We start from the raw sequence: 25,206 nt of genomic DNA on the forward strand, positions 1-25,206 counted from the left end.
CCCCGTACGGATCACTCTTGGCATGCGACTCACTTCGGTTGCATACGGATGGCGCCGTCCAGCCGGATCGTCTCGCCGTTGAGATAGCCGTTGTCGATGATCGCCATGACGAGCTGGGCGTACTCGTCGGGTCGGCCCAAGCGTTGCGGGTAGGGCACCTGCTGTCCGAGCGAATCCTGAGCGGCCTGCGGCAGCCCCGCGAGCATGGGCGTCTCCATGATGCCCGGGGCGATCGTCAGCACGCGGATGCCGTAGCGGGCGAACTCGCGCGCGATGGGGAGCGTCATCGCGTGCACGCCGCCCTTGCTCGCCGAGTACGCGGGCTGACCGATCTGTCCGTCGAACGCAGCGACGCTCGCCGTGTTGACGATGACGCCGCGGTCGCCGCTGTCGGCGTCCGGCTCGGTGCGCGCCATCGCGGCCGATGCCTGCCCGATCACGTTGAACGTGCCGATCAGGTTCACCCTGATGACGCGCTCGAAGTCCCCGAGCGGCGAGGGGTCGCCATTGCGGCCGAGCACCTTGGCCGGCGGCGCGATGCCCGCGCAGTTCACCACGACCCTGAGGGGTCCGGCGGCTGCGGCGATCTTCACCGCCGCGGCGACCTGCTCCGGATCGGTGACGTCGGCGGGAGCGAACGTGCCACCGAGCTCGTCGGCGATCGCCGCTCCGGCCGAGGACGGAAGATCGATGATCGTGACGGCGGCGCCGGCCGCGGCGAGCCGGCGGGCGGTCGCAAGACCCAGACCGCTCGCACCACCGGTGACGAGGGCCGATGCTCCAGTGAGGTTCATGTGCTCTCCTTCGAACTTGAGTCTCAGCCTAGTTGACACTCCGTGTCAGGTCGGTTCCCGCATCCCGCGTCTGCTCCGGTCGGAGGATCCGCGCGATGTCGGAGGTTTCCCGGCAAATCCTCCGACAAAGGGGCGATCTTCCGACGGGCCGAGGGGGAGACACAGCTGCGCGAGGCGACGGGCTCAACGCCCGAGGATGAACGTCCACGATCCGGTCACGACCGACACGGTGATCGCCACGGCCGAGATCGCCGCCCCCACGGCGAGCAGCATCCATTCCCGACCGCCGAACCGCGACTCGCGCGCCCAGGTGCGCACGCCGTGGCCCCCGAAGCCGCGCGCCTCCATCGCCGTGGCGAGCTTGGACGCCCGTCGGATCGAGAGGACCAGGAGCGCGAACGCCATCCCGAACAGCCTGCGCACACGCCCGGCATCGGCCACTCCGCGTGCGCGTCGGGCGAGCGAGAGGGCGCGCCAGTCGTCGGTGAGCAGCCCGATCAGACGCATGCCGGCGAGCGCTCCGAGCACGAAGCGGCTCGGCAGGCGCACGATCTGCGAGAGGCCGTCGGCCAGATCGGTGGGGTCGACGGTCACGAACAGCACCACGGCGGGCAGCCCGATGGCGAGCACGCGGAAGAACGTCGCCAGGGCCAGCTCGAGCGAGCCGTCGCTGATCCGGAGCACGAACCAGTCGACGTAGATCTGGCCGGTCGTCGTGCCGTACAGCGCGATCGTGACCGCAGTGATCGGCGCCGCGATCCACACCGGCGACGTGCGCAGCCAGAACTCGCGCCACGTCAGCCCGGCGAAGACGAAGAGCACCGATTCGAGCGCGAGCGCGGTGGCCGCAGACACCCAGTCGATCGTGAGGATGAGCGGAGCGCTGATCAGAAAGGCCGCGCCGAGCTTCGCGACCGGATTGATCCCCGCGATGGGCCCCCGCCGCACGCGGCGCGCGTCGAGCAGACTCACCCCGGCCCGCCCAGCACGAATGGGCGCGCCGAGAGAGCCTGCAGCACGTCGTCGTCATGCGTGATCGCAACGATCGCCGCCGGTTCGCCCGAGCCGCGACCGTCTCGCAGGTCGGCGATGATCGCGACGAGTTCGGCCCAGGTGATCGCATCCTGCCCGAACGTGGGTTCGTCCAGGACGATCACCCGCGGGCGGGTCGCGAGCGCGGCCGCGACTGTGAGGCGGCGCTTCTCACCACCCGAGAGCGTGTACGGATTCGCCGCAGCGAGTGCGTCGAGTCGCAGACGGGCCAGCAGCTCATCGACGCGCTCCGCGATCTCGTGCTCGGGCAGCTGCAGGGCACGGGGGCCGACCTCGAGCTCAGCCCGCACGGTGGTCGCCAGAAGCTGGTGCTCGGGATCTTGGAAGACGGTGCCGATCCGGGTGAGAAGCTGACGCGAGCTCCACGAGATCGGGTCGCCCCGTGCGCCATCCGCGAGCCGGGTGGATGCTTCCACCCGCCCGCTCTCGGGAGCGATGAGCCCCGCGAGCGTCAGGCCGAGGGTGGACTTGCCCGACCCGTTGGGGCCGGTGATCCCGAGCACCTCACCGGGTCGGACCTCGGCCTCGAGCGGCCCGGCGACCGGCACCCCGCGCCGCCGGGCCGCGACGAGCGCCTCGGCGCGCAGCATCGGCTCACCGGGGGCGTGAACGGGCCGCGGAGGGAAGTCCGGGCGGATGCCGGGAACCCAGACGCCCGCCGCGGCGAGCGACTTCCCGCGCACCCGGAGCACCTCGTCGGGATTGCCGTCGGCGATGACCCCGCCCGCGGCGCTGCCCGAGCCGGTGTCGCCCCGGCCTGCGCCGAGCACGATCACCCGGTCGACCACCGGGAGCCACACGTCGAGGCGGTGCTCGACGACGACGAGAGTCGCGCCGGAGCGCGCGGTGGCACGGACCACCGCATCCCGCACGTCGGTGACCCCCATCGGATCGAGGTTCGCGGTCGGCTCGTCGAGCAGGATCGCCCCGGGCGACATCGCGATCACCCCGGCGAGCGCGAGCCGCTGCTTCTGCCCGCCGCTCAGCGCCGACGTCGAACGGTCGAGCTCGACATCGAGGCCGACGGCGTCGAGCGCTGCGCGCACGCGCGGCCAGATCTCGGTGCGCGCAACGCCGAGGTTCTCACAGCCGAAGGCGACGTCGTCGCCCACGCGCGCGAGGATCGCCTGGCTGTCGGGATCCTGCAGGACGAGCCCCGCCCGCCCCCGCGCACGCGCGGCAGGCGTGCCGTCGACCAGGAGGGCACCCTGCGACTCGCCCTCGTCGTCACCCCCGAGCACTCCGGCGAGGCCCTGGAGGAGCGTGGATTTGCCCGAGCCGGAAGCCCCGAGCAGCAGAACCCGTTCGCCGGGCGCGATCCGGAAGGAGACGTCCCGAAGGGCCCACCTCTGCCGCGTGGCGTGCCGCCACGCCCAGCCGCGCGCCTCGAGCGCCGCGGGCGTGGCGAGATGATCCACGTTAGACGCGGGCGGTGTTCTCGCGGCCGGACGCGAAACGCCCGAGGGCGCCTGTGCGCGCGAGCCCGCGCGCGATCAGCCAGGCGCCCGCGCCGGCGATGACGGCCCCCGAGACCGTGGTGCTCACGATGTAGATCACGACGAACGCCGTGTCTGAACCTGCGTACCAGACGAGGCTGTCGTTGATCCCGCAGGCGAGCCCCGCGCCGGCTCCCGCCAGGATCGCAACCGGGAGCCGCCAGGAGGCGTAGAGGAACGCGAGGAAGACGATCTCCGCGCCGAGGCCCTGCACCAGGCCGGACTCGATCGTCCATGCCCCCCACTGCGCGCCGATCAGGGCCGAGACGACCGCGGCGACCGTCTCGGTGAACAGCGCGGCGCCGGGCTTGCGGATGACGAGGGCGCCCAGCACTCCGGCGAACAGCCACGGGCCCGCCATGAGCCCCTGCAGGCCTGGAAGGACGGCCGACAGCGCAGCCCCCGGCACCTGGTACCCGATGTTCCAGAGCAGGAACACGAGGGATGACGCGACACCGATCACACTCGCGACGACGATGTCGACGACCCGCCAGCGCCACGTGATCGCGGCCCATCCCCGAGGCGTGGTCTCGCGTGCTCCCGTGACGGAAGGCGACGTGGAAACATTCATTTCTGCTCCTCCCTGCGCTGGCATGATCCAGATCAGGTTCGACGGTCGAAGCGTGGATCGCTTCCTCTCAGCCCGGCTCACCGGACTCCCGTGGTTCTGGCGTTGAGTATAGCCCCGCTCAGGTCCGGTAACTTATTCGGATGACGCTCGTGTCGCCGCCACCGGAAGCGCCGCTCACACGCGCAGCGGCGCGGGCAGCAGCGGCCGCGGCGGCGGGCGCCTCGGCGGGCGCGGCGTCGCGCGTGGCGCTGTCGTGGGTGGACGAAGCATCCATCGCTCGTCCGCAGCCGGCCGCACAGAACCTCGACGCGGCGACGAATGCATTCGTGCTCGTCGAGCCCGACCTGCTCGGCAATCCCCCGCGCCGCTCGCCCTGGCGAGCGGGTGTGCTGGTGCCGATCGTGATCGCCGCCGCGCTGGTGGGCGTGTACGCGGCGACGACCCTGCTCTGGCCCCTCTACGCGGTCGCACCGACGATCACGGCTGTGCAGGTCCCCTCGGCACCGGCGGCGGCGGCGGCTCCGGCGTGGCCCGCCACGGGGAGCGCCGCGATCTCGGTCGACCGCGTGGGCCAGCTCACCAGCACCTCCGACCCGGAAGCGATGGCGAGCATCACGAAGGTCGTGACCGCGCTGCTCGTGCTCGACCAGATGCCGCTCGCCGTCGGCGAGCAGGGCCCCGAGTACCGCTTCACGCAGGCCGACTCGGACGACTACTGGAACTACCTTTCCAACGACGAATCGGCGCTCGACGTGCCGGTCGACGGCACCCTCACGGAGTACCAGCTCCTGGAGGGGATGCTGGTGGGCTCGGCCGGAAACTACGCAGACCGTCTCGCGGGCGATCTGTGGCCCTCCGACCGCGTGTTCGCCGCGGCAGCCGAGAGCTGGCTCACCTCGCACGGCGTGAACGGCATCACGATCGTGGAACCGACCGGCATCGATGCGGGGAACACCGCGAGTCCCGATGCCCTCATCCCGCTCGCGCAGCGCGCTCTGGAGAATCCGGTGATCGCCGAGATCGTCGCCAAGAAGTCGATAGATCTGCCCGGCGCCGGGGTGGTCGAGAACACGAACGGGCTCCTGGCGGACGACGGGGTGATCGGCGTGAAGACCGGCTCGCTCGAGGGCTACAACCTGCTGTCGGCCAAGAACGTCACGATCGGGGAGACGACGGTGCGCCTGTACGCATCAGTGCTCGGCCAGCCCGACGACGCGTCTCGACTCGCGGCGAGCCGGGCCCTGTACGCGCAGATGGAGCAGGAGCTGCAGCCGCGTCCGTCGGTCACGGCGGGCACTCTCGCCGGCGTCGTCAACACCCGCTGGGGGGCGAGTGTGGATGTCGTGACCTCCGCCGATGCCGGCGTGATCCTGTGGAACGGCGGCACCGGTGCGGTGACCACGACATACGCCCTCGGCGACAACCGCACGAGCGGCGACGCCGTCGGGTCGCTCGAGGTGACCGGACCGCTGAATACGACCACGGTGGGCCTGAAGCTGTCCGCGGACATCCCCGATCCGAGTCCGTGGTGGCGCTTGACGCACCCGCTGGACCTCTTCGGCCTCGCGGGCTGAAGCGAAGCCACTCAGACGAAGCGCACGGCCTGCTGAAGCCGGGTGCGGACGTCGAAGACCTCGTTGCCGCCGATCGCCCGCGCACCGGACGCCCCCCGACGCAGCACGGTCGACAGGGCGCTGCGTGCGACGATGACGACGGGGATGCCGCGGACCTTGCCGAGTTCGTCGATCGAGGTCATGACGTCGTCGTCGGGAAGCACGACCAGCGCCCCGCTGAACCGCACTCCCGCGGCGCGCGCGATCACCCGCATCCGCCCGAGCAGATCGGCGATGGGGGATCCGGGTACCCCGTCACCGATGATCTCGCCGCGCCGGAGGCGCACCGGTCCGCCGAAGTCCTCCGACAGCACGCCGTACAGTCCGCTCGGGCCCAGCACGATGTGGTCGAGCTTCGACTCGGGATCGCCCGAGCGGCCGCCCGCGGCGACGTCGTGCCACACCGTGTACCCCATACCGAGGTCGGCCACGATTCGCGCCGTCGCCTCTTCGGCGAGGGCATCGGCGAGAAGCCTGCGCAGGTGATGGGGCGCCGAGCGCACGACGGCGGGGTCGTACGGATCCTCGAGCGTGACCCCGCGTCCCGCCCACTCGCGGATGAGCACGAGGTAGCGCTCGCGGCGCCAGCCCCCCGGCTGACCGTACGACCGAGCCCGGGGGCGCGTGTCGGCGTGCGTCGACGGTGCACGCCATCCGGACGACGAGCCGGCGGTCGAACTCATGGGGGCGAACGCGTCGGCGAAACCGTGACCCCGGTCGTATGCGGCGCGCGCCTCCTCCGTACCGACGAGTTCCCACGCGCGCTGCACCTGGATGAAGACCGCGGCGTCACCGCCGGTATCGGGGTGGGTCTGGCGCAGGCGCAGGCGATACGCCTTGCGCAGGCCGTCGTCGTCCACGGTGGGCTCCACCCCCAGGACGTCGTACGCCGAAGCGGACAGCGGGCTGTCGAACACGCGCGCTCCCCTCGATCCGGCGCGTTACAGGGTAACCCGCGATCCGATGCGTCGGCTCAGCGTCGCTCGTTGCGGCGGGCGTACGCGGCGGCGCTGCGGCTCGACAGCGCGAGCAGTACCAGGATGTCGAAGGCGAGCGACACGAAGCTCGTCTTGAGGGTGATCTCCTGTCCGTCGAACCACCAGTTGATGAACGCGAACGAGATCGAGATCACCGAGAACGCCATCACGATCACGCGCGCGAGATTGCTGCCGCGGTAGGTGAAGAATCCGAGCACGAGGTCCAAGAGCAGCACAGCGCCCACGAACACGATCACGACCGTCAGGCCCGCGGAGGCGACATCGGCCGGGATCTCGCCGTCGCTCAGCGCCGGGTCGACCTGCGCCGCGACGGTCTTCCAGTTGAACGAAAGGTCGACGAGCACGAGAGCCCCCGCGATCACACGCAGCAGCACGAGGAGCGCCCCGGCTACCGTCGTGACCGGGCGCTTCATCTGCGGGTCGAAGACCACGGGCTGCATCAGCCGTGCGGCGGGTTCGTACGCGGGCCGCTTGGCGGGATCCTTCCGCGGCTCGACGGGCACTCCTCCGGAGGCGGTCATGCCGTCGCTCCGTGGACGCCGGTCACATCGATGATCGGCAGGTCGCCATCGGTGCGGATGCTGTCGCCCCCGCCGTTGCGCGCGTGATACCCGGTCGAGAAGTCCTCGATCACATCGACGGTGATCCGCGGGTCGGCGGCCGTGACCGTCTCAACGATGTGATCGCGCTCGACGTCGGTGTCGGCGTCGATGCGATGAGTGATCTGCAGAGTGAAGAGCGACAGACCCACCGCCGTATCGAAGGTTCCTGCGGCCACCCAGTCCACGCGGCGCCCGCCGGGAAGCAGCCACCCCTCCGGACACTTCCAGAACCGCACATGGTGCCGCTGCGCGGGGTTGCCCGAGACCTCCTGCTGGAACGCGTAGTCCTGCTGGCGACCGAAGAGGAACAGAGGACTCACCGGCGCCTCGTCGTAGCTGCGGCGCGTCAGCGTCGAGACGACGATCCGCCACGACGTCGCGAACGTGACGGGGTCGGCGCGCGTCCATCCGGCCGCGGCCAGTGCAGCCGTGATCTGCTCGTCCGTGCCCATGAAGGCGAGGTTCACCGGATCGCCCAGCAGCCCGTCGCTCGTGCGCGCGCGTCCGATGAAGTAGTCCGGCACGTAGATCGTCGTGAGGATCCGGTGCAGGCGCGGCAGCACGAGGTAGGCCAGCAGCACCCAGAAGAGGATGGCGCCGAGGATGCCCCACCATCCGAGCTGGAATGTCTCGGAGAAGCTCAGGTAGGCGAGCCAGATGGCGGCGAGGCCGGCGAAGACGAAGAAGAACCAGTCGAAAGCGATGCCGACCGAGTAGGCGCGGCGGCGCCTGGGCGGAGCATCCCCCTCCGGCGTCTGCTTCTTCGTCTCTGCGGCGACCACTTCTCAGCTCCAGAGCGGTTGCGGGGGCTCGAACGAGAAGGCGGCAGCGACCAGATCCGGGGCGAGGTCGTCGAGCGTCGCAGGGCGCCATCGCGGATTGCGGTCCTTGTCGACGAGCTGCGCGCGGATACCTTCGAGAAGGTCCGGCTGGGTCTGGCCGAACCACATGACCAGGCGGTATTCCTGTTCGAGGGCGGCGCGCAGATCGGGCAGCGCGCGCGCCCGGCGGACCGCTTCGAGCGTGATCGTCAGTGCGGTGGGCGACGAGGTCGCGAGCAGATCGGCTGTGGCGATCGCCTCAGGCTCGGCGCGTGCGCGAAGCCGCGCGATGATCTCGGCGACCGTGCCCGCCGAGAACGCGTCGTCGATCCAGGGCCGCGCGGCCTCGAGCGAGGATGACCCCGCAGTCTCATCGAACAGCAGCACGATCTCGGTCGGGCTCGACGGGTCGGCCCGGGTCTGCAGCGCCTCGCGAAGCCCGTCGAGGTGCGCGGCGGGCACGAAGTAGTCGGCGAATCCGCAGTGGATGGCGTCGGCAGCATCCATCGATGCACCGGTCAACCCGAGGTATTCTCCCAGGCGTCCCGGAGCGCGGCCCAGCAGCCACGTGCCACCGACATCGGGCGTGAAGCCGATCCGGGTCTCGGGCATGGCGAGCTTCGAACGCTCGGTCACGACCCGGATCGCGGCGTGGCCGGCCAGACCGATGCCGCCACCCATCGTGATGCCGTCGGCGAGGGCGACGAGGGGTTTCGGGTACTCGTCGATCTGCGCGTTGAGCGCGTACTCGGCCCGGAAGAAGGTCGCGGTCGCCGCCACATCACCGGATGCGATCTGTCGGTAGAGCCCCCGCACGTCACCACCCGCGCAGAGTCCGCGGTCGCCTGCGCCGTCCAGAACGATGATCTCCACGTCGGAGTCGACCGCCCACGCATCCAAGGCCCGGGCGAGGTCGAGCACCATCCCCAGATCGAGCGCGTTGATGGCCTCCGGGCGGTCGAGCGTCAGATGACCGAGCGCTCCGTGCGCCCGGGCGAGCACGCGCGATGCGGAAGTCTGATGCGTCGCGGTCTGGTCCGTCTCGGTCTGATCCGTCACGGGGCAAGGCTACCGTCGGGGTCGGCGTCGCCACCGATCACACCTCGAGATGACTTTTCCGCAAAGATGAGAAGAACAGCTCACGAAGACGAGAGGGTGGCCGCATGCCCGACGGACAGGTGCTCGAGTTCCGGGGCGTCACGAAGCGCTTCGGACCCGTCGGCGCGGTCAACGGGTTCACCGCCCGGGTCGAGCCCGGAGCGGTGACCGGATTCCTCGGTCCGAACGGAGCCGGCAAGACCACCACGCTGCGCATCCTGCTGGGCCTGGTGAGGGCGACGGAGGGCACCGCCACGGTCGGCGGGATGCCGTACGCGCAGCTGAATAACCCGCTCGAGACCGTGGGGGCCGTGCTCGAGGCATCCAGCTTCCACCCCGGTCGCTCGGCGGCGAACCACCTGAAGGTCTACGCGCAGGCCGCAGGGCTTCCCGTGTCGCAGGTCGACGCCGCGCTCGGGATGGTCGGCCTGTCCGACGTCGCGGGGCGCAAGGTCGGCGGCTTCTCGCTGGGGATGCGTCAACGGCTCGGACTCGCGTACGCGCTCCTCGGCGACCCCGGTGTGCTCGTGCTCGACGAACCGGCCAACGGGCTCGATCCAGAGGGCATCAAGTGGCTTCGCGGCCTCCTGCGTGAGCTGGCGAGACAGGGACGCACGGTGCTCGTCTCGTCGCACCTCCTGGCCGAAGTGCAGCAGACGGTCGACAACCTGCTGATCATCGCGCACGGGCGTCTCGTTTTCGAGGGCGGCCTGGACGACCTCACCGACCCGTCCGAATACGCGACGGTCGTGGACTCGCCCGACCGGGCCGCGCTCTCGGCCGCCCTGACCGCCGCCGGGGCGGTGGTCGAGGTGCTGCGCTCCGGGTTGACCGTTCGCGGCACGGATCCCGGCGAGGTGGGCGCGATCGCCGCGCGGGCGGGCGTCGCGCTGTCGCTGCTGCAGCGGCGGGGTCCTGCCCTCGAAGAGGTCTTCCTCGACCTCGTCAACGGTGTCAGGGTGCACCCGAGCGCTTCCGGGATGCCGGTGCTCGCCGCCCCCGTGCCTGTTGTCCCCGTGGATGCTGCACCTGCGGACGCCGCACCCGTGGATGCCGGACCTGTCGCTGCTGTCGCGGTCGCCACCTCGGCGGTGGGCGACGCCGAGACGCCGACCGAGGACGCCGACGTTCCCGGCACCGGTGCGACCGACGCCCCCGCCGACGTGACCGAGCCGAGCGCGCCGAGCTCCGCGTCCGAGCCCCACGACGCCGCGTTCGCCGTCGCCAGCACCGGCATCATCGACATCATCCCCCCACGCGAGCATCCACCCGAGACCGAGACCGAGCATCCCGTGCCTGTCGATGCCGCCCCCGTGGATGCCGACGCCGCCCCCGTGGATGCCGACCCCGATGTCGAGGCCATCGGCCAGATCGACGACGAGCTCGAGACGGACCTCGACGAGTCTGACGAGACTTTTCCCGACCGACCGTGGGAGCGGCGGGTGAAGACCGAGTCCGACGAGGAGGCAGATCGCTTCTTCTCGTCGTTCGACGCCGACGGGAACCCGGTGACGGTCGATCGCGATCACGTTTCGCGCAGCGAGAAGGACAGCACCGACGAGAACGACACGGACGCGAACGGGGGTGAGCTGCGATGAGCCTGATGAATGCGAGCCGCTCGGAGGCCACCAAGCAGTTCTCGACCTCGATGTGGTGGATCCTCGCAATCGTGCTGTTCGTGTACGTGGCGTTCACGGCGAGCGCTCTCGGCTTCGTGTTCTCCGCCTCCGCGACGGGTGCGCTGCCGACGCGGGGTGCGCCGATCTCGCCCGACGGCCTGCCCGCCACGATCTACAGCGCCGCGACGTCTGTGGGGTACGTCTTCCCCCTGCTGATCGGCACCCTGATGGTGACGAGCGAGTTCCGGCACAAGACGCTCACCCCCACGTTCCTCGCCACTCCCCGCCGCGGGCTCGTGCTCGGCGGGAAGGTACTGGTGGGCGTGCTGCTCGGCGTGCTCTACGCCCTGATCGGGATCGTGGCCTCGGTCGGTCCGGGCGCGGCGTTCCTCGCCGGCTTCGGCTTCGACACCGGATTCGGATCGAGCGACACATGGGCGCTCATCGGCCGCATGGTCATCTCGTTCGTGCTGTGGGTGCTGGTCGGAATCGGAGTGGGCGCGCTGGTGCGCAACCAGGTGGGCGCGATCGTGGGCGTCCTGGTCTTCACGCAGTTCCTCGAGCCGATCGGCCGGCTCGCGGCATCCTTCGTCGACGGACTCGGTAACGTGACCCGATTCCTGCCGGGCGCCGCGGGCGACGCGCTCGTGGGTTCGAGCGTCTTCGGTGCGGCGACGGCATCGTCGACGTCGACCGACCCGCTCGCCTGGTGGGCGGGCGGTCTCGTGCTGCTGGGCTACGCCGTGGTCTTCCTCGTGCTCGGACACCTGCTCAGCTGGCGCCGGGACGTCAGCTAGCTGACACCCATCGAGTACCGGACGTCAGCGAGCTGACACCCATCGAGTACCGGACGTCAGCGAGCTGACACCCATCGAGCACCCGACGTCAGCCGGACGGCGCGCACGACGAACGCGACCGTCGCGCTAGAAGGCATCCTCGCTCGCCCGAGAGGATCCCGAGTTGATGCTCACGTCAGTGGGGTCCGCTCCGTAACGGCGGCCCTTCGTGCGGCGCAAGATCTCCTGCTCTACCCGCTCCCACGCCTCGGTCGCGTCATCACTGAATGTGCGCAGGAACGGTGACAGTCTCAGCTGCGCTGGGAGCTTCACGGACCCGAGCTTACTGAGCCAGCTGCGAGGCAACCTCATCCCGAGGCTGCCGGTCGTTTCGTAGGTCTTCGCGTACTGAGCGACGATCAGCCTCGCCTTCGCGAGGCTTCTCAGCTGCGCCATGGTGAGCCTGGCCAGATCCCGGATCTTCTCCGTGATTTCCTTTGGCAGTCCGTTCCCGGATTGACTCGATGCAGATCGAACCATGCTTTCGGTGATGTCTTGATCCGCATATCGGACGAAGGCATCAGGTTCGAGGACGCGGAACGCTTGGCGCATCAGGCGGCGATCCTGCTGCACGTCATCGATGACCTTTGCGATCGTCGTGAGCGACGATTTCGCGACGGCTACGCCGAGACCAATCGTCGCGAACCCCACAACTGCTTCCACGACCCGGAGACCACGCACCGTCTCAGGAGCCAGTTCGAGGGAGTTGAACTGGTGAGCAACGAGTGTTGCGGCAACGCCAGTGGTCGCCGCGTCCGCGATCAGGCTGACGATCCCCATTGCACCGAGCGAGGCCCCCTCGGTGAAGATCGCGGCGCCCACCGTGAACATCACGAGAAGGATGCCCGCACCGAGCATGGTGGCATCGAAAAGCTCACCCAGCTCAGCCGTGTTGCCGGTGGGGTCGATCATCATGATGGGATTGAGGTTGGCGTAGTTGTACGTGTTGTGCAGCTTCGCGGAGTCTTTGGTGGTGAACCGCGTGGTGGCGGGGTCGTAGGTACGGGCTTGGTGATGCTGGCGGCCAGTGGGAGTGGTGTGCTCCCCCGCGTACTGGAACGGTTGGTAAGAGGGGTTCCCCACCCATCCCTCGCGCGCGCCCGCGCCGGGGTCGGTGGATGTGGTGGTCGGAGTGCCGTAGTCGGTATAGGTGTACCGGGTGGTGGGGGCGCCATCCTCCGCGGTGAGAGCGGTGGTGTTGCCGTGCCGGTCTTGCGTGTAATAGCGCGTGGAGGCGGACGCCGGGCTGGTGGTGGTGGTGCGGGCGTGTCGGGTAGCACCTATGAGGTACGACGCGGTCCCGGTCGGGGTGTTGTCCAGGGTGTGGGTGTCGTTCACCATGGTGGTGTCGTCCCAGTAGAACTGAGCCCGACCGGACACGTTGACAGCATCGGTGCTGGACAGTTGGGCGCGCTGCCCCGTGGCCCAATACCCGGTCGTGATCGACTCACCCGTCGGAGATGTCTCACGCACCGGCTGGTTGGCGGCGTTGTAGGTGTAGTGGGTGCCGTCGATCGCGTCCGTCAGGTTCCCGGCCGCGTCGTAGGTCGGAGCGACCGTGGCGGTGGATCCATCGGGCGCCGTGGTGGTGAGAGTGGCGATTTCGCCGGTCGGTGTGTACCCGAACTCTCGCACGGTCGTCGCTTTCGCCCCGGTATCGGGGTCGGACGTCGTGACGGTCTCCTGGAAGATGTCACCGGATACGGTGACCAGGTAGCTGGTCTCGCTGGCCACCGGCGCATCCGCAGTGTCGCCGTTGCGGACGGTCGAGCGCGTGAGCCGGTCGCGCCCGTCGTACTCATACGCCGTCACCGTCGACGTGGTTGCGGCGGCACCCTCCACGGGGTCGAGATCGGTGATCGTGTCGGTGCGGGAGGTGAGGTTGCCGCGCGTGTCATAGGTGTACGCGCGGGCATCCTGCGCGCTCCCGTCTGGACCGGTCGTGGTCTCGGTCGCGATCTGGTCCGACGACGTGTAGGTGTATCGGGTGCTGACTCCGTTTCCACGCGATAGCTCGCTTACCCGCGCGAACGCGTCGTACTCATAGCGCACGGCACCGATTTCGGCGCCGGCAGCATCCGTCTGGGCCGCGGAGGTGAGCAGCCCGGCACGGTCGTACGTGTACGACGTGGTGTTCCCGGCGATGTCCGTGGTGGTGGCTTTGCGCCCGTTGCCGTCGTAGGTGTGGGTGAGCCGTTTCCCGTCCGGGTATGTGGTGCTCGTGCTGTTCCTGAAGGCGTCATAGGTGAAGGTGATCTCGGTGCCCGCCCGGTCAGCCGGGTCGAACACCGCGAGCAGGTTGCCGGAGACCGGGTCGTTCTGGAACCCCGTGCGGACCTGCTCGCCGATCGGCGACGTCGTCACCGTCTCGACGAGCGCCCGCGTCACCGCGTCATACGTGTTGGTCGTCACCTGCCCGTACCCGGTCACGGCTTTGGCGACCAGCCCGTCGGGCGTGTACTGATAGGTCGTTGCGGACCCGTTCTGGTCGGTCTCAGAGAGGATCTCTCCACGCACGTTCAGGGTTCGGGTGCCGCCGGAACGAGACTGATCGCCCTCGCGGAGGGTCTTCTCCACGCTCGTGCCGAACTGATCGAACTGCCGCGCCGCGACCAGCGGCAGCCCACTACCGGCTTTCGTGACAGTGGTGGTCGGGTTGCCGAACAGATCCCGCTGCACCTCGGTGCGGATGGTCCCGTCTGTTGTGGCGGATTGTCGACCCAACCCATCGAACGTGCTCGTGATCGTCGGCACCGGACGCGCATCAGCACGTGTGCCGCTGGTCTGAGCGACTCGCCCGGCCGCGTCCAACACCTGGGTGGTGGTCTGCTCCGCATCCGCTATGTTCCCCGTCGGGCTCAGCCCCGTCGTGACTGTGTGCGCAACGTCGTCGTACCGGGTGATCTTCGTCAACCCGGTCGACGCGGCCGTCTCGATCTCCCGCCCGAACACGTCCTGCTTCGTGACCGTCACCGCCCCCCACGCGTCCGTGATCTTCACCGTCCCCGGATCCGGGTGGGCCCGCGACTCCACGACCCGGATGAACCCCTCGACAGGAGAGCCGTCCTTCAGGTTGTCGGTCACCTTCACCACTCGCCCCAACACATCCGCCTCCGTCGTCGTGACCACCCCGTCCGGGCTCGCCACGACCGTCGCGTTGACTCCGTCATCCTGCATTGTCAAATGCCGGGTCGCGGTGGTGTTCCCCGCCGCATCGGTCTGCCCGGTCACTCGCCCCGCCGCGTCGTACGAGTTCGTCACGGTGTTGCCGACCGAGTCGGTCTGTGACACGGTCTGCCCGGTCAGCAGGTCGGTGACCCGGCTCGTGCTGACGGCGAGATCTGTTCCGGCGGCGACCGTATCCACCAGTGTCGTCGTCCCCGCGTCGAGGTCGACATCCTTTCGATGGGTCGTAACGACTCGGGTGCCCGCTCCCCCTTGGCCGAACACGCGTTCCGCGGAAATGAACCCATCCGCCTGCACGGTGTACTCGACCCGGCCGGTGCGGGAAAGCTCTCCCGTGGTGGTGCCGCTGAAGGTCTCCACCGCCACGGGGGCGGTTCGTTCCCCGTTCATTTCATAGCGAGTCTGGGAGACCAGCCCATCCTTCGTGGTCACGGTCTCAGAGAGAGGCAGTCCGACCGGCAGCGCCGCACCGGTCGCGACCGAATCGTCGTACACCGTGTCGGTGATCGTCCCATCCGCGGAGGTTTGGGAAGTGACTTTCCCGTACCTGTCGAACGCGTATTCTCCCGATGTGATCCGCTCCCTACCCGCACCGTCGCGGAAGACCACGTTCGTGTGAGTGGGCCGGTTGAACTGCTCAGGCAGCGCCCACGGTGCCGGAACAGTCCCACCCGCCGTTTCGGGATATTCGAACGTCTGCTCCTGGAGGACGACCGGACCGTTCGCGGTGGTCACTTCCACGGATCGATCGATCAGAAGGTGGGTGGAGTTGTACTCCGAGATCACCCGCGTCGCGCCATCCGAAAGGACCGTCCGGTAGCGGAATCCGCTGTCGCCGGAGGAGAACACATCCCCTTCGCCTGCGTAAGTCGGCCAGCCGGACGCCTCTCCGGACAGCGCATCCCACTCCCGCTCTGAGAGCACCGCCCCGGTGAGTCCGTCCACGACGCGGACGCGGTCTACGGCCGTGGATCCGTCGGCGAGGGTCTGCCACGACACTTCGTCGACCGCACCCGAGACGCCGGCGATCCGTGAGATCAGCCCGCGCGGGTCATACCCGACCGTGACTCGGCCGCCCACTGCGTCGACCACAGCGGTGACCTGACCCCCATCCAACTCCACGACGCCCGACACCACCGCAGCCCCAGCGCTCGCGCCCGCGGCGCGGGTGACCCGCGCCGCGGGCGGGTCGGACCAGTCCACACGGGTGACCACCCCGACCGTGTCCACCATCCGCACGAGCCGGTGAGACCCGTCCGGTGCGAAATCCCAATCCGAACGATTCCCGAGGCCGTCCACCTGGGTCAACGGGTCACCGGTCGCGCTGAAGTATCCGATCGTCCCACCGGTCTGAGACAGCACGAATCCGTACTCCCGATCCCCCACGAGGCCATCGGGCCGCCCGGGCAGCATCCCGCCGGTCTGGGAGAACACCACATCACCGAGCAGGTAACCGGCCATGCCGGACGGAGCGCTCGCGTCTGCGTCGTACACCCGACCCGACGCGGGGTGCACCTTCACCCCACCGATCACCTCGACATCCCCCAGACCTGCGATCACCCAGCCCGCACCGAACCCCACCCGATCCGCACCGACCGCACGAGAATCCCAACGCAACCCCAGCCCCGCCGTCAGAAGATCGAGCGAGAGCGACCCCACCCGCTCATCGATCAAACCCTCCACCCCGTCACCCAGACCGAACCCGCCCACCACCGGCGACACCGAACCCGAACCGCCGCCACCGTCAGCCGCGCTCGCCGACACGGTGCTCCCAGCCAGCACCACGCACACCGCCAAGACGACACCCAGACCCGCACGACCCGCACCTTGCACATGACAACCCATGAGTGATCAGCCTTCAAGAGAGTTCTAGTATTCGTTACTACTAATACTCTTTGAATGCAGTGACCACCAATCGAGTGCGACTCATTACGTCGCGTGTCGGTGAACACCCTGCGCGGCGTGAGCCGCTCTGCCGATCGACACGGCCGCTCCTGACGGATAGCCGGTCTCGGGCACACCCACGACTGCTTACCCGGATCGACCAGCGCGCGGGAACATGCGTCGGGTCAGCGGGAGGAGACGAAGACTCCCCGACGTCAGCCCGTCGCGGGCGCGGCCTTCGGGGCGCGCTTCCTCGCCGGCTTCTTCGCGGGCGCGGGTGCGACCGGGATCGTGCCGGTCGCGAGGTCGGCGACATCGGCCGCCTGCTCATCGACGTCGAGGCGGAGCGCCTGCACGAGGGCGAGGCCGTGTCGCGTGCTGACGATGATGCGCTCGAACTCGTCGTGACCGGCCAGGTCGATGACAACGCCCGGGCGGTGACGGCGGATGAGCACGAAGTCGGCCGCCCCCGCGTGCTTCCATGTACCGATCGCGACAGTACCGGGCACATGCGTCCCAGGACCGGGCACGCCGCGCAGCCAGGTCCACGCGTCATCGGTGAGCTGAACCTTTGCGATCGCCGAGCGGTCGATCATCACATTCCGCTTGCGGAATGCGAGCGCGTGCTCCACACCAGAGAGCACGACTTCGAGCTGCGCGGAGTCGAGCAGCAGCGTGACCATGCGTCTAGTCTGCCAGCGCGACGCACGCCCCAGAGGCCCGTTTGCTTACAGACGGGCAACGATCACGACGCCCCCGACGGTCCCCGCGGTGACAGACTTGATCGGTGACCCTGCTCGAGCCCCCCTCCCAGGTCGACGGCGTCGAGTCCGGCGACGGCTCGTCCGTCACCGCGGCGCGCTTCGCGGTGAGCCTCACGCGCGCCGAGGCGGGCGAGCGTCTCAGCACCGAGGATGCCGAGGCGCTGCTGGCGGCATCGGGCCCGCAGCTCGACCTCCTGCTGAAGCTCGCGGGAGAGATGCGCGACGCGGGGCTCGAGGCATCCGGTCGCCCCGGTGTCATCACGTACTCGCGCAAGGTGTTCATCCCGCTCACGACGCTGTGCCGCGACCGCTGCCACTACTGCATCTTCGTGGACACCCCCGCTCAGCTGCTCAAGATGCACAAGCCGACGTACATGTCGGCCGAGCAGGTGCTCGCGGTCGCCCGGCAGGGCGCGGCGATGGGTTGCAAAGAGGCGCTGCTGACGCTCGGCGACCGGCCGGAGGACCGCTGGCCCGAGGCGCGCGCCTGGCTCGACGAGCACGGCTACACGTCGACGCTCGACTACGTCGGAGCCATGGCACGGCTCATCACGGCGGAGACGGGTCTGCTCGCCCACCTGAATCCCGGCGTCATGTCGTACGACGAACTGCGGATGCTGCGTCCCACCGCTCCCTCGATGGGAATGATGCTCGAGACGACGTCGCGGCGCCTGTTCGAAGAGCCCGGTCAGGTGCACTTCGGGTCGCCCGACAAAGACCCCGATCTGCGCCTCCGGGTGATCGATGACGCCGGGCGTGCCGGCATCCCCTTCACGACCGGGATCCTCGTGGCGATCGGCGAGACGCTGCGCGACCGGGCGGAGTCGCTCATCGCCCTGCGCGACATCCAGGAGCGCCACGGCGGCATCCAGGAAGTGATCGTGCAGAACTTCCGCGCGAAGCCGCGCACGGCGATGCAGGGTGCGCCGGACGCCTCGGTGCTCGAGTACGTCGCGGCCGTGGCCGTCGCTCGGCTGGTCATGGGACCGCACATGCGGATCCAGGTGCCTCCGAACCTGTCGGATCCCGCCGAGTTCGACCTGCTCGTGCGAGCCGGGGCCGACGACTGGGGCGGAGTGTCGCCGCTCACCGCCGACCATGTGAACCCCGAGCGCCCCTGGCCGCACCTGGACGACCTCGCCGCCATGACCGCCGCGCTCGGCTTCGAGCTGCGCGAGCGACTGACGGCCCAGCCGGAGTTCGTACGCGACGCGGGCACGTGGATCGATCCGGCGCTGCACGGCGCGGTCGCCGCGCTGGCCGACCCGGAGTCGGGGCTCGCCGCCGTGCACAACGCAGGATCGACCGTGCCCGATGCGACGGCTTCCGGCGCGGATCCGCGAGTTTCCGGGGTCGCTGCGCCCCGCCCGCACGAATCGATCCTGCGTTCTGCGGCGGCGAGCACGGGTATCCGGCGCCTGGCCGAGACCGCCGCCTCCGACCCCCTCGCTCTCGAGGACGCCGAGTGGGTGGCGCTGCTGGGCGCCGCAGGCGCCGACCTCGACGCTCTCACGGCGACCGCCGACGATGTGCGCCGCTACACCGTGGGTGAGGCCGTGAGCATCGTGGTGAACCGCAACCTCACCTCGAGCGGATTGCGGCATGCTCCGGGATCGGCCGAGCAGGGCACGTTCACCGTCGACGAGGCGGCGCAGATCGCCGCGGACGCGTGGGACCTCGGCGCCACCGAGATCTGCGTTCAGGGCCGGATGCCGGCATCCGAGTCGCCCGAGGGCTACCTCGCGCTCGCCCGCACGATCAAGACCGCATCCCCCGGCATCCACCTGCACGCGTACCGGCCGCAGGACGTGTGGGACCTCGCCGACCGGAGCGGGCTGAGCCTCGAACAGGCGCTCGCCGCGATGAGGGACGCCGGCGTCGACACCGTGCCGGGCACGGGCGTGAAGGTGTTGAGCGAGCGCGTGCGCGGCCTCGTCGCGCCCGAAGACCTTGAGATCGACCGGTGGATCGAGGGCATCACCGCAGCCCACCGCGCCGGGTTCGGTTCGACGTCGGTGCTGTTCTACGGCCACGTCGAGACGGCCGGCGAGCGCATCGCGCATCTGCAGCGCCTGCGCGAACTGCAGTCCGCCGCGAAGGCCTGGCACGCGGGCGGCGGCTTCACCGAGTTCGTCCCGATCCCGCTGCCCGGGCACGGCGTCGCCCTCGTGGAGGGCCGTTCCGCGCTCGACGAGCACCGGGCGATGGTCGCCGTGTCTCGGCTGCTGCTCTCCGGCAGCATCGCCCACATCCAGATCCCGTGGACCCGCGTCGGACGCCCGGCTGCCGCCGAACTGCTGCGCGCGGGCGGCGATGACCTCGGAGGCACGCTGCTGGATGGCCGGGTGCGGCCCGATGCCGGCGTGGAACAAGGGCTGGAACTGCCCGTGAAGGATGCGGCGACGATCGCCGCGCGCATGTTCCGGCCGTTCCGGGTGAGGACGACGGACTACAAGGAGCCCGCTCCTCGACCGGCACGGGCGACACCGTGACCCGCGTCGAGGTCGCGATCGTCGGGGCCGGCTTCGCGGGGCTGGGCATGGCGATGGCGCTGCGCCGCTCGGGCCGCGAGTCGTTCGTGATCCTCGAGCGCGCAGCATCCGTCGGTGGAACCTGGCGAGACAACACGTATCCGGGCGTCGCGTGCGACGTCCCCTCGCACCTGTACGGCTTCGCCGCGCACCCCCATCCCGGATGGTCCGGGGTGTACGCGCGGGGCGACGAGATACACCGTTACCTCCAGGATGTCGCGGAGCGCGAGCATCTCGGCGACCGGCTGCGTCTGCACACCCCCATGCTCTCTGCCCGCTGGAGCGACGGGCGCTGGCTGGTCGAGACCGGGGGCGCGACCCCCGGCCTGATCGAGGCCGATGCTCTCGTGCTGGCCTGCGGGCGCCTCACCGAACCGGAGGTGCCGGATATCGCGGGGCTCGAGGGCTTCGCTGGGCCCCTCTTCCACTCCGCCCGCTGGGACCACACGGTCGACATGGCCGGGGCGCGGGTGGCGGTCGTCGGCACCGGGGCCAGCGCGATCCAGCTGGTTCCCGAGCTCGCCCGGGTCGCCGACCATGTGACCCTGTTCCAGCGCACACCCGCGTGGATCGTCCCCCGCGATGCGCGACCCTATGCCGACGCCGAGCGCGACCTGTTCGCGACGCACCCTGAGGCGCTCGACCGCCTGCGGGCCGAGCTGTACACCGAAGGCGAGGCCCGCTTCGCGTCCCGCTCGGGGGATGCGGAGGCATCCGTGCGGGCGACGCGCATCGCCCTCGATCATCTGCACGCGCAGGTCGCCGATCCGCAGCTGCGGGCGGCCCTCACCCCCGACTACGCGTTCGGCTGCAAGCGCGTGCTGCTCTCGGACGACTTCTACCCCGCGGTCGCCTCCGATCGCGTGACCCTGGAGCCGTCGGCGCTGGCCGAAGTCGACGGGCGCACGCTCGTGGCCGCCGACGGCGGACGGCACGAGGCTGACGTGCTCGTGCTGGCGACGGGGTTCGCCTCGACGCGGCAGCCCTACGCGCCGCTGATCCGCGGCGAGGACGGCGTCACGCTCGACGAGCACTGGTCGGAGGGGATGACCTCGTTCGGATCGACGGTCGTGAGCGGGTTCCCGAACCTCTTCGTCCTCAACGGACCCAACGCCTCGCTCGGTCACAACTCATCCGTCCTGATGGTCGAGGAGCAGGCGGCCTATGCCGTGCGGGCGCTCGCCGCGCGCGACGCCGTCGGCGGCGTGCTGAGGGTGGACCCCGCGGCCGAAGAGGCCTACACGGACGAGATCGCGCGGGCGGCAGCATCCACGCCCTGGATCACGGGGGGATGCCGCAACTGGTACGTCGACGAAAGGTCGGGGCGCCTCACACTGCTGTGGCCCGGCACGGTCGACGCCTTCCGCTCGCGCCTGGCCAGGACCGATGGATCGGAATTCCTCGGCGCTGATGCGCGCCGTGACGCGAGAGTGCACGACGGTAGCGTGCGCGACGGCAAACTGCATGACGGCGCAGTCGCGCCAGATGAAGGAGAAGAGAGACCATGACCGTTCCCCTCCGTTTCGGCTACAAGGCTTCGGCCGAGCAGTTCGGCCCGACCGAGCTGCTCGAATTCGGGGTGCTCGCGGAAGAGATGGGCTTCGACTCGGTGTTCGTCTCCGATCACCTGCAGCCCTGGATGCACGAGGGCGGGCATGCCCCGGCCGCCGTGCCGTGGCTCGGGGCGCTGGGCGCGCGGACCTCGAAGATCCTCATGGGGACGTCGGTGCTGACCCCCACGTTCCGCTACCACCCCGGCGTGGTGGCGCAGATGTTCGCGACGCTCGGCGTGCTGTACCCGAACCGGGTGATCCTCGGGGTGGGAACGGGCGAGGCGCTGAACGAGGTGACGCTCGGGCTGGACTGGCCCGACGCGCCCGAGCGCTTCCAGCGTCTGAAGGAAGCGATCCAGCTCATCGAGGCGCTGTGGGCCGATGAGCGGGTCACCTTCGACGGCACCTACTACTCGGTCAAGGACGCGACGATCTACGACCGTCCGCCGGCCGACGCCAAAGTTCCGATCTACATCGGCGCCTCCGGCCCCGCCGCCACGCGGCTCGCCGGCAGGATCGCCGACGGCTACATCACGACCTCGGGCAAAGACCCCGCGCTCTACACCGAGACGCTGCTGCCGGCGCTCGCCGAGGGTCTTTCGAAAGCCGGCCGGCCCGCCGATGCGATCGACACGCTGATGGAGGTCAAGGTCTCGTACCACCCCGACCGCGAGGTCGCGCTCGAGAAGACGCGCTTCTGGGCGCCCCTCGCACTGTCGGCCGAGGAGAAGATGCGGGTCCACGACCCGATCGAGATGCAGCGGCTCGCCGACGAACTGCCGATCGAGCGCGTCGCATCGCGGTTCATCGTCTCGACCGACATCGACGAGCACGTCGAGCGCATCGCGGCCTACGTCGACCTCGGGTTCCGCCACCTCGTCTTCCACGACCCCGGGCACGACCAGGAGGAGTTCCTGCGGGTGTACGGTGCCGAGGTGCTGCCGAGGCTCCGGGCGCGGTTCGCGGAGTGACGCCGACGTTCGACGGCGCGCGCTGGGCGGTGATCATCCCGGTCAAGCCCGCGTCGCTCGGCAAGTCGAGGCTCAGCGTCCCCGGCGTTGACCGGATCGCGCTCGCCCGGGCGATCGCGCTCGACACGATCGCGGCGGCCGCGTCGTGCGACGCTGTCGCGCAGGTCTTCATCGTGACCGACGACGGTGGCCTCGTGGCGCTGGCGACCGATATACCGGGGCTCCGGTTCGTCGCCGAGAGCGAGACTCCGGGAGGCCCACGGGGCATCGACGCCGCCGTCGCCCTCGGGGCCGCTGCCGCGGGCGAGCGGATGCCGCGCGCCGCCCTCCTCGGTGACCTCCCCGCCCTGCGCCCCGCCGACCTCGCCGAGGCGCTGTCGGCAGCGGCATCCGTCGATCGCGGGCTCGTCTCGGACGCCGAGGGCACGGGCTCGACGCTCGTGACCGCGCGCGCCGGAGTCACCTGGGCATCGGCGTTCGGCACCGACTCGTTCGCGCGCCACGTCGCGCTCGGGTGCGTTCCGCTGGAGATCGGGGATGCCTCGACCTTGCGACGCGATGTCGACACCGCTGAGCAGCTCGCCGCCGCCGAGACACTCGGCCTGGGTGCCCGGACGCGCGGGATCATCGCGCAGCAGCGCATCGCGTCGTAGCCGTCATCCCAAGCGTCGGAGAATCAGGCCTTCGTCGGAGAATCGCCGACCGAATCCTCCGACGAAGGGCTCATTCTCCGACCGAACCGGGACACGACCTAGATCCATGGACCACCGACCCTGGATCGCGGGATGCTGGACGCAGTGCGCATCCGACAGCGTCTGCCGCCCGCACCCCGAACCCGAGGAAATCGTGACATGACGAAGCTCGCCCGAAGCACCCAGACAGGTACGCGCTGGCTCATCGCCGCAGGATCGCTCGTGATCGTGGGCGGCCTGCTCGCCGCGTGCAGCGCATCGCCCCAGGCCGCGCCGTCATCCGCACCGAGCATCCAGGTCGCGAGACCGGATGCTCCGCAGGGCACCCTGCCCGCCGACCTGCAGGCGAAGCTGCAGGAAGCCGTGGACGACACCCTGGCAGAGTACTCGGTGCCCGCGACAGCGGTAGGCGTGTGGATTCCGGGCCAGGGATCGTGGGAGACCGCGGCCGGGCTCGCCGACATCGCGAACAACATCCCGGCCTCGACCGACATGAGCTGGCCGCTGCGCAGCATCACGAAGTCGTACACCGTCACGCTCATCCTGCAGCTCGTCGACGAGGGCAAGGTCAGCCTCGACGACACGATCAGCCAGTACGTCGACGGCGTCACGGACGGCGACAAGATCACTCTCCGCGAGCTCGCCAACATGTCCAGCGGCAATGCCGACTACACCAACGCCGACTTCGGGGCGGCGTTCGAGCAAGATCCGACGAAGATCTTCACGATCGACGAGCTGAACAGCTTCATGCTCGGCAAGCCCGCCCAGTTCGCGCCGGGCACCGAGAAGGTCTACACCAACGCCAACACCAACCTGTTGGGCGCCGTCGTCGAGAAGGTCACGGGCGAGGACTTCGCCACGGCGCTGGATGAGCGCATCCTGACCCCGCTCGCCCAGTCTCAGACCGAGTACCTGGTCGACGTGGACCGGTGGACCGCCCCCCACCCCGTCGGCTACCAGCCGGGTCCCGACGGACCCGTCGCGCAGACCCAGAACCTCTCGATCCTGGGAGCCGCTGGCTCGATGTTCAGCACTCTCGACGACACCCGCGTGTGGGCCGAGACCCTGGCGACCGGGGCACTGCTCCAGCCCGCCACGCAGGAGGAGCGAGAGATCGGCGCGCCGCTGGAATCCGGGCCGCCCTACGACCTCTACGCCCTGGGCATCGGCGAGACCGACGGTTGGTGGGGGCACAACGGCGAGGGCATCGGATTCACGGCGGCGGCCTTCCACAACCCCGAGACCGGTGCGAGCATCGTCGTCTTCATGAACGAGTCGAACGTCTTCGTCAACGAGTCGGAGGACGAAGGCAAGGCCCACCCTGCCGACCAGCTGTTCCGCCGGATCGCGGAGATCCTCAAGACCACGTAGCCCGGCCCCGCGTCAGAACAGCAGGTAGACCGCCCCGACGATCGTCAGGGTGATCACGATGCGATCGAACAGCACTTGGTTCAGGCGCTGCGCGAGCCATCGGCCGAGCAGCGCGCCGGCGACGACGGCGGGCACGAGCACGAGGTCGAGCAGCAGCTCGGGCACCGTGATCAGGCCGAGGCCGATCGAGAAGGGGACCTTGGTCAGATTCACCAGGGCGAAGAACCACGCAGCCGTGCCGAGGAACTCCTTCACCTCGAACCGCGACGCGAGGAAGTACATCGACATCACCGGGCCACCGGCGTTCGCGACCATCGTCGTGAAGCCGCCCAGCGTGCCGTAAGACGCGGCGGCGACACGATGCCGGCCACCGTCGAGCACTTGCGCCTGCACCCGCCTCCGGAAGAGGGTGATGGCGATCAGCACGAGCAGGATCACGCCGATGAAGCGCTTCACCCACTGATCGGGCGCAAATGCGAGAAACGCCACCCCGAGCACGACCCCCACGAGCACGGCGGGCGCGAGCCGGAGCAGTGCGGGCCAGTTGGCGTGCCGGCGATACGTGAGCACGGCGAACATGTCGGCCACGATCAGCAGCAGAAGCAGCGCGCCGGTGGACTGCTTGGCGGGCAGGATCGCGGCGAAGATCGCCACCGAGAGGATCGATGCGCCCGGCAGCGAGGTCTTCGAGATCCCGACGGTGAAGGCAGCGACGACGAGCAGCCCCCAGGCGATCGTGCTCAGATCGGGCAC

At 69.5% G+C, this 25,206-nt stretch carries 19 protein-coding genes and 1 riboswitch; of the genes, 8 read left to right on the forward strand and 11 right to left on the reverse strand.

The features are described 5' to 3' along the window. Positions 1-29: 29 nt before the first annotated feature. The 4 genes from F6B43_RS12755 to F6B43_RS12770 all read right to left on the reverse strand — a co-directional run bounded on the left by F6B43_RS12755 (position 30) and on the right by F6B43_RS12770 (position 3,914). Entirely contained in the window at positions 30-794 is a 765-nt protein-coding gene (locus F6B43_RS12755; RefSeq protein ID WP_150449291.1) for an SDR family NAD(P)-dependent oxidoreductase, read from the reverse strand. A 183-nt stretch (positions 795-977) separates the two neighbouring features. Further along, positions 978-1,766, reverse strand: coding sequence for an energy-coupling factor transporter transmembrane component T family protein (locus F6B43_RS12760; RefSeq protein ID WP_150449292.1), 789 nt, complete (start codon positions 1,764-1,766; stop codon positions 978-980). Further along, positions 1,763-3,265 (reverse strand): ABC transporter ATP-binding protein, encoded by a 1,503-nt coding sequence (locus F6B43_RS12765; protein WP_150449293.1) that lies wholly within the window; start codon positions 3,263-3,265, stop codon positions 1,763-1,765. Before F6B43_RS12765 ends, F6B43_RS12760 begins: the two co-directional genes overlap by 4 nt. 1 nt (position 3,266) lies before the next feature. Then, positions 3,267-3,914, reverse strand: a complete 648-nt coding sequence (locus F6B43_RS12770) for an ECF transporter S component (protein WP_150449294.1) — start codon at positions 3,912-3,914, stop codon at positions 3,267-3,269. Next, positions 3,907-4,016: riboswitch (TPP riboswitch) on the reverse strand. (Overlaps the previous gene by 8 nt.) Positions 4,017-4,054: 38 nt before the next feature. Between F6B43_RS12770 and F6B43_RS12775 the strand changes: the two genes are divergently transcribed. Continuing rightward, positions 4,055-5,488 (forward strand): D-alanyl-D-alanine carboxypeptidase family protein, encoded by a 1,434-nt coding sequence (locus F6B43_RS12775; RefSeq protein WP_150449295.1) that lies wholly within the window; start codon positions 4,055-4,057, stop codon positions 5,486-5,488. Between the two features lie 11 nt (positions 5,489-5,499). On the opposite strand, the gene F6B43_RS12780 is transcribed toward F6B43_RS12775, so the two are convergent. The 4 genes from F6B43_RS12780 to F6B43_RS12795 are packed head-to-tail and all read right to left on the reverse strand — an operon-like array spanning position 5,500 to position 9,007. Next, positions 5,500-6,444 (reverse strand): DnaJ domain-containing protein, encoded by a 945-nt coding sequence (locus F6B43_RS12780; RefSeq protein WP_150449296.1) that lies wholly within the window; start codon positions 6,442-6,444, stop codon positions 5,500-5,502. A 56-nt stretch (positions 6,445-6,500) separates the two neighbouring features. Continuing rightward, positions 6,501-7,046, reverse strand: coding sequence for a hypothetical protein (locus F6B43_RS12785; protein WP_150449297.1), 546 nt, complete (start codon positions 7,044-7,046; stop codon positions 6,501-6,503). Beyond that, positions 7,043-7,909 carry an LssY C-terminal domain-containing protein gene (locus F6B43_RS12790; protein ID WP_150449298.1) on the reverse strand — a complete coding sequence of 289 codons (867 nt, stop codon included), beginning with the start codon at positions 7,907-7,909 and terminating at the stop codon, positions 7,043-7,045. Before F6B43_RS12790 ends, F6B43_RS12785 begins: the two co-directional genes overlap by 4 nt. Before the next feature lie 3 nt (positions 7,910-7,912). Then, a complete protein-coding gene (locus F6B43_RS12795; protein ID WP_150449299.1) occupies positions 7,913-9,007 on the reverse strand; it encodes an enoyl-CoA hydratase/isomerase family protein in 1,095 nt (364 codons plus the stop codon). A gap of 104 nt (positions 9,008-9,111) precedes the next feature. On the opposite strand from F6B43_RS12795, the gene F6B43_RS12800 reads away from it, so the two are divergent. Then, on the forward strand, positions 9,112-10,644 hold the full coding sequence (locus tag F6B43_RS12800; protein ID WP_150449300.1) for an ATP-binding cassette domain-containing protein: 1,533 nt from the start codon (positions 9,112-9,114) through the stop codon (positions 10,642-10,644). Next, entirely contained in the window at positions 10,641-11,462 is an 822-nt protein-coding gene (locus tag F6B43_RS12805; protein ID WP_150449301.1) for an ABC transporter permease, read from the forward strand. Before F6B43_RS12800 ends, F6B43_RS12805 begins: the two co-directional genes overlap by 4 nt. 126 nt (positions 11,463-11,588) lie before the next feature. Here the strand turns inward: F6B43_RS12805 and F6B43_RS12810 are convergent, their stop codons facing one another. Beyond that, positions 11,589-16,532, reverse strand: a complete 4,944-nt coding sequence (locus tag F6B43_RS12810; protein ID WP_150449302.1) for an RHS repeat domain-containing protein — start codon at positions 16,530-16,532, stop codon at positions 11,589-11,591. A 254-nt stretch (positions 16,533-16,786) separates the two neighbouring features. Further along, entirely contained in the window at positions 16,787-17,254 is a 468-nt protein-coding gene (locus F6B43_RS12815) for a hypothetical protein (RefSeq protein WP_150449303.1), read from the reverse strand. A gap of 104 nt (positions 17,255-17,358) precedes the next feature. Here F6B43_RS12815 and cofG point away from each other — a divergent pair, with 104 nt between their 5' ends. The 5 genes from cofG (at position 17,359) to F6B43_RS12840 (ending at position 24,453) form a co-directional block, all read left to right on the forward strand. After that, positions 17,359-19,827: a 7,8-didemethyl-8-hydroxy-5-deazariboflavin synthase CofG gene (cofG, locus tag F6B43_RS12820; protein WP_246159933.1), complete on the forward strand. Its 2,469-nt coding sequence runs from the start codon at positions 17,359-17,361 to the stop codon at positions 19,825-19,827. Next, on the forward strand, positions 19,824-21,374 hold the full coding sequence (locus F6B43_RS12825; protein ID WP_150449304.1) for a flavin-containing monooxygenase: 1,551 nt from the start codon (positions 19,824-19,826) through the stop codon (positions 21,372-21,374). The genes cofG and F6B43_RS12825 overlap by 4 nt, the downstream gene beginning before the upstream one ends. Continuing rightward, complete coding sequence (gene fgd / locus F6B43_RS12830; protein WP_150449305.1) at positions 21,371-22,390, forward strand: glucose-6-phosphate dehydrogenase (coenzyme-F420); 1,020 nt, start codon at positions 21,371-21,373, stop codon at positions 22,388-22,390. Before F6B43_RS12825 ends, fgd begins: the two co-directional genes overlap by 4 nt. Further along, positions 22,387-23,043, forward strand: a complete 657-nt coding sequence (gene cofC / locus F6B43_RS12835; protein ID WP_150449306.1) for a 2-phospho-L-lactate guanylyltransferase — start codon at positions 22,387-22,389, stop codon at positions 23,041-23,043. Before fgd ends, cofC begins: the two co-directional genes overlap by 4 nt. 198 nt (positions 23,044-23,241) lie before the next feature. Continuing rightward, entirely contained in the window at positions 23,242-24,453 is a 1,212-nt protein-coding gene (locus tag F6B43_RS12840) for a serine hydrolase domain-containing protein (RefSeq protein WP_170285658.1), read from the forward strand. A gap of 12 nt (positions 24,454-24,465) precedes the next feature. Here F6B43_RS12840 and F6B43_RS12845 read toward each other — a convergent pair whose 3' ends face one another. Then, positions 24,466-25,206: a sulfite exporter TauE/SafE family protein gene (locus tag F6B43_RS12845; RefSeq protein ID WP_246159934.1), complete on the reverse strand. Its 741-nt coding sequence runs from the start codon at positions 25,204-25,206 to the stop codon at positions 24,466-24,468.

Source organism: Microbacterium rhizomatis, assembly GCF_008710745.1.
In the GTDB taxonomy this organism is placed as follows: domain Bacteria; phylum Actinomycetota; class Actinomycetes; order Actinomycetales; family Microbacteriaceae; genus Microbacterium; species Microbacterium rhizomatis.

Excerpts from the sequence above, each read along its gene's own strand:
- F6B43_RS12755 (WP_150449291.1), bottom strand. The coding sequence starts at position 794 with ATGAACCTCACTGGAGCATCGGCCCTCGTCACCGGTGGTGCGAGCGGT.
- F6B43_RS12770 (WP_150449294.1), bottom strand. The coding sequence starts at position 3,914 with ATGAATGTTTCCACGTCGCCTTCCGTCACGGGAGCACGCGAGACCACG.
- F6B43_RS12775 (WP_150449295.1), top strand. The coding sequence starts at position 4,055 with ATGACGCTCGTGTCGCCGCCACCGGAAGCGCCGCTCACACGCGCAGCG.
- F6B43_RS12785 (WP_150449297.1), bottom strand. The coding sequence starts at position 7,046 with ATGACCGCCTCCGGAGGAGTGCCCGTCGAGCCGCGGAAGGATCCCGCC.
- F6B43_RS12800 (WP_150449300.1), top strand. The coding sequence starts at position 9,112 with ATGCCCGACGGACAGGTGCTCGAGTTCCGGGGCGTCACGAAGCGCTTC.
- F6B43_RS12805 (WP_150449301.1), top strand. The coding sequence starts at position 10,641 with ATGAGCCTGATGAATGCGAGCCGCTCGGAGGCCACCAAGCAGTTCTCG.
- F6B43_RS12810 (WP_150449302.1), bottom strand. The coding sequence starts at position 16,532 with ATGGGTTGTCATGTGCAAGGTGCGGGTCGTGCGGGTCTGGGTGTCGTC.
- F6B43_RS12815 (WP_150449303.1), bottom strand. The coding sequence starts at position 17,254 with ATGGTCACGCTGCTGCTCGACTCCGCGCAGCTCGAAGTCGTGCTCTCT.
- fgd (WP_150449305.1), top strand. The coding sequence starts at position 21,371 with ATGACCGTTCCCCTCCGTTTCGGCTACAAGGCTTCGGCCGAGCAGTTC.
- F6B43_RS12840 (WP_170285658.1), top strand. The coding sequence starts at position 23,242 with ATGACGAAGCTCGCCCGAAGCACCCAGACAGGTACGCGCTGGCTCATC.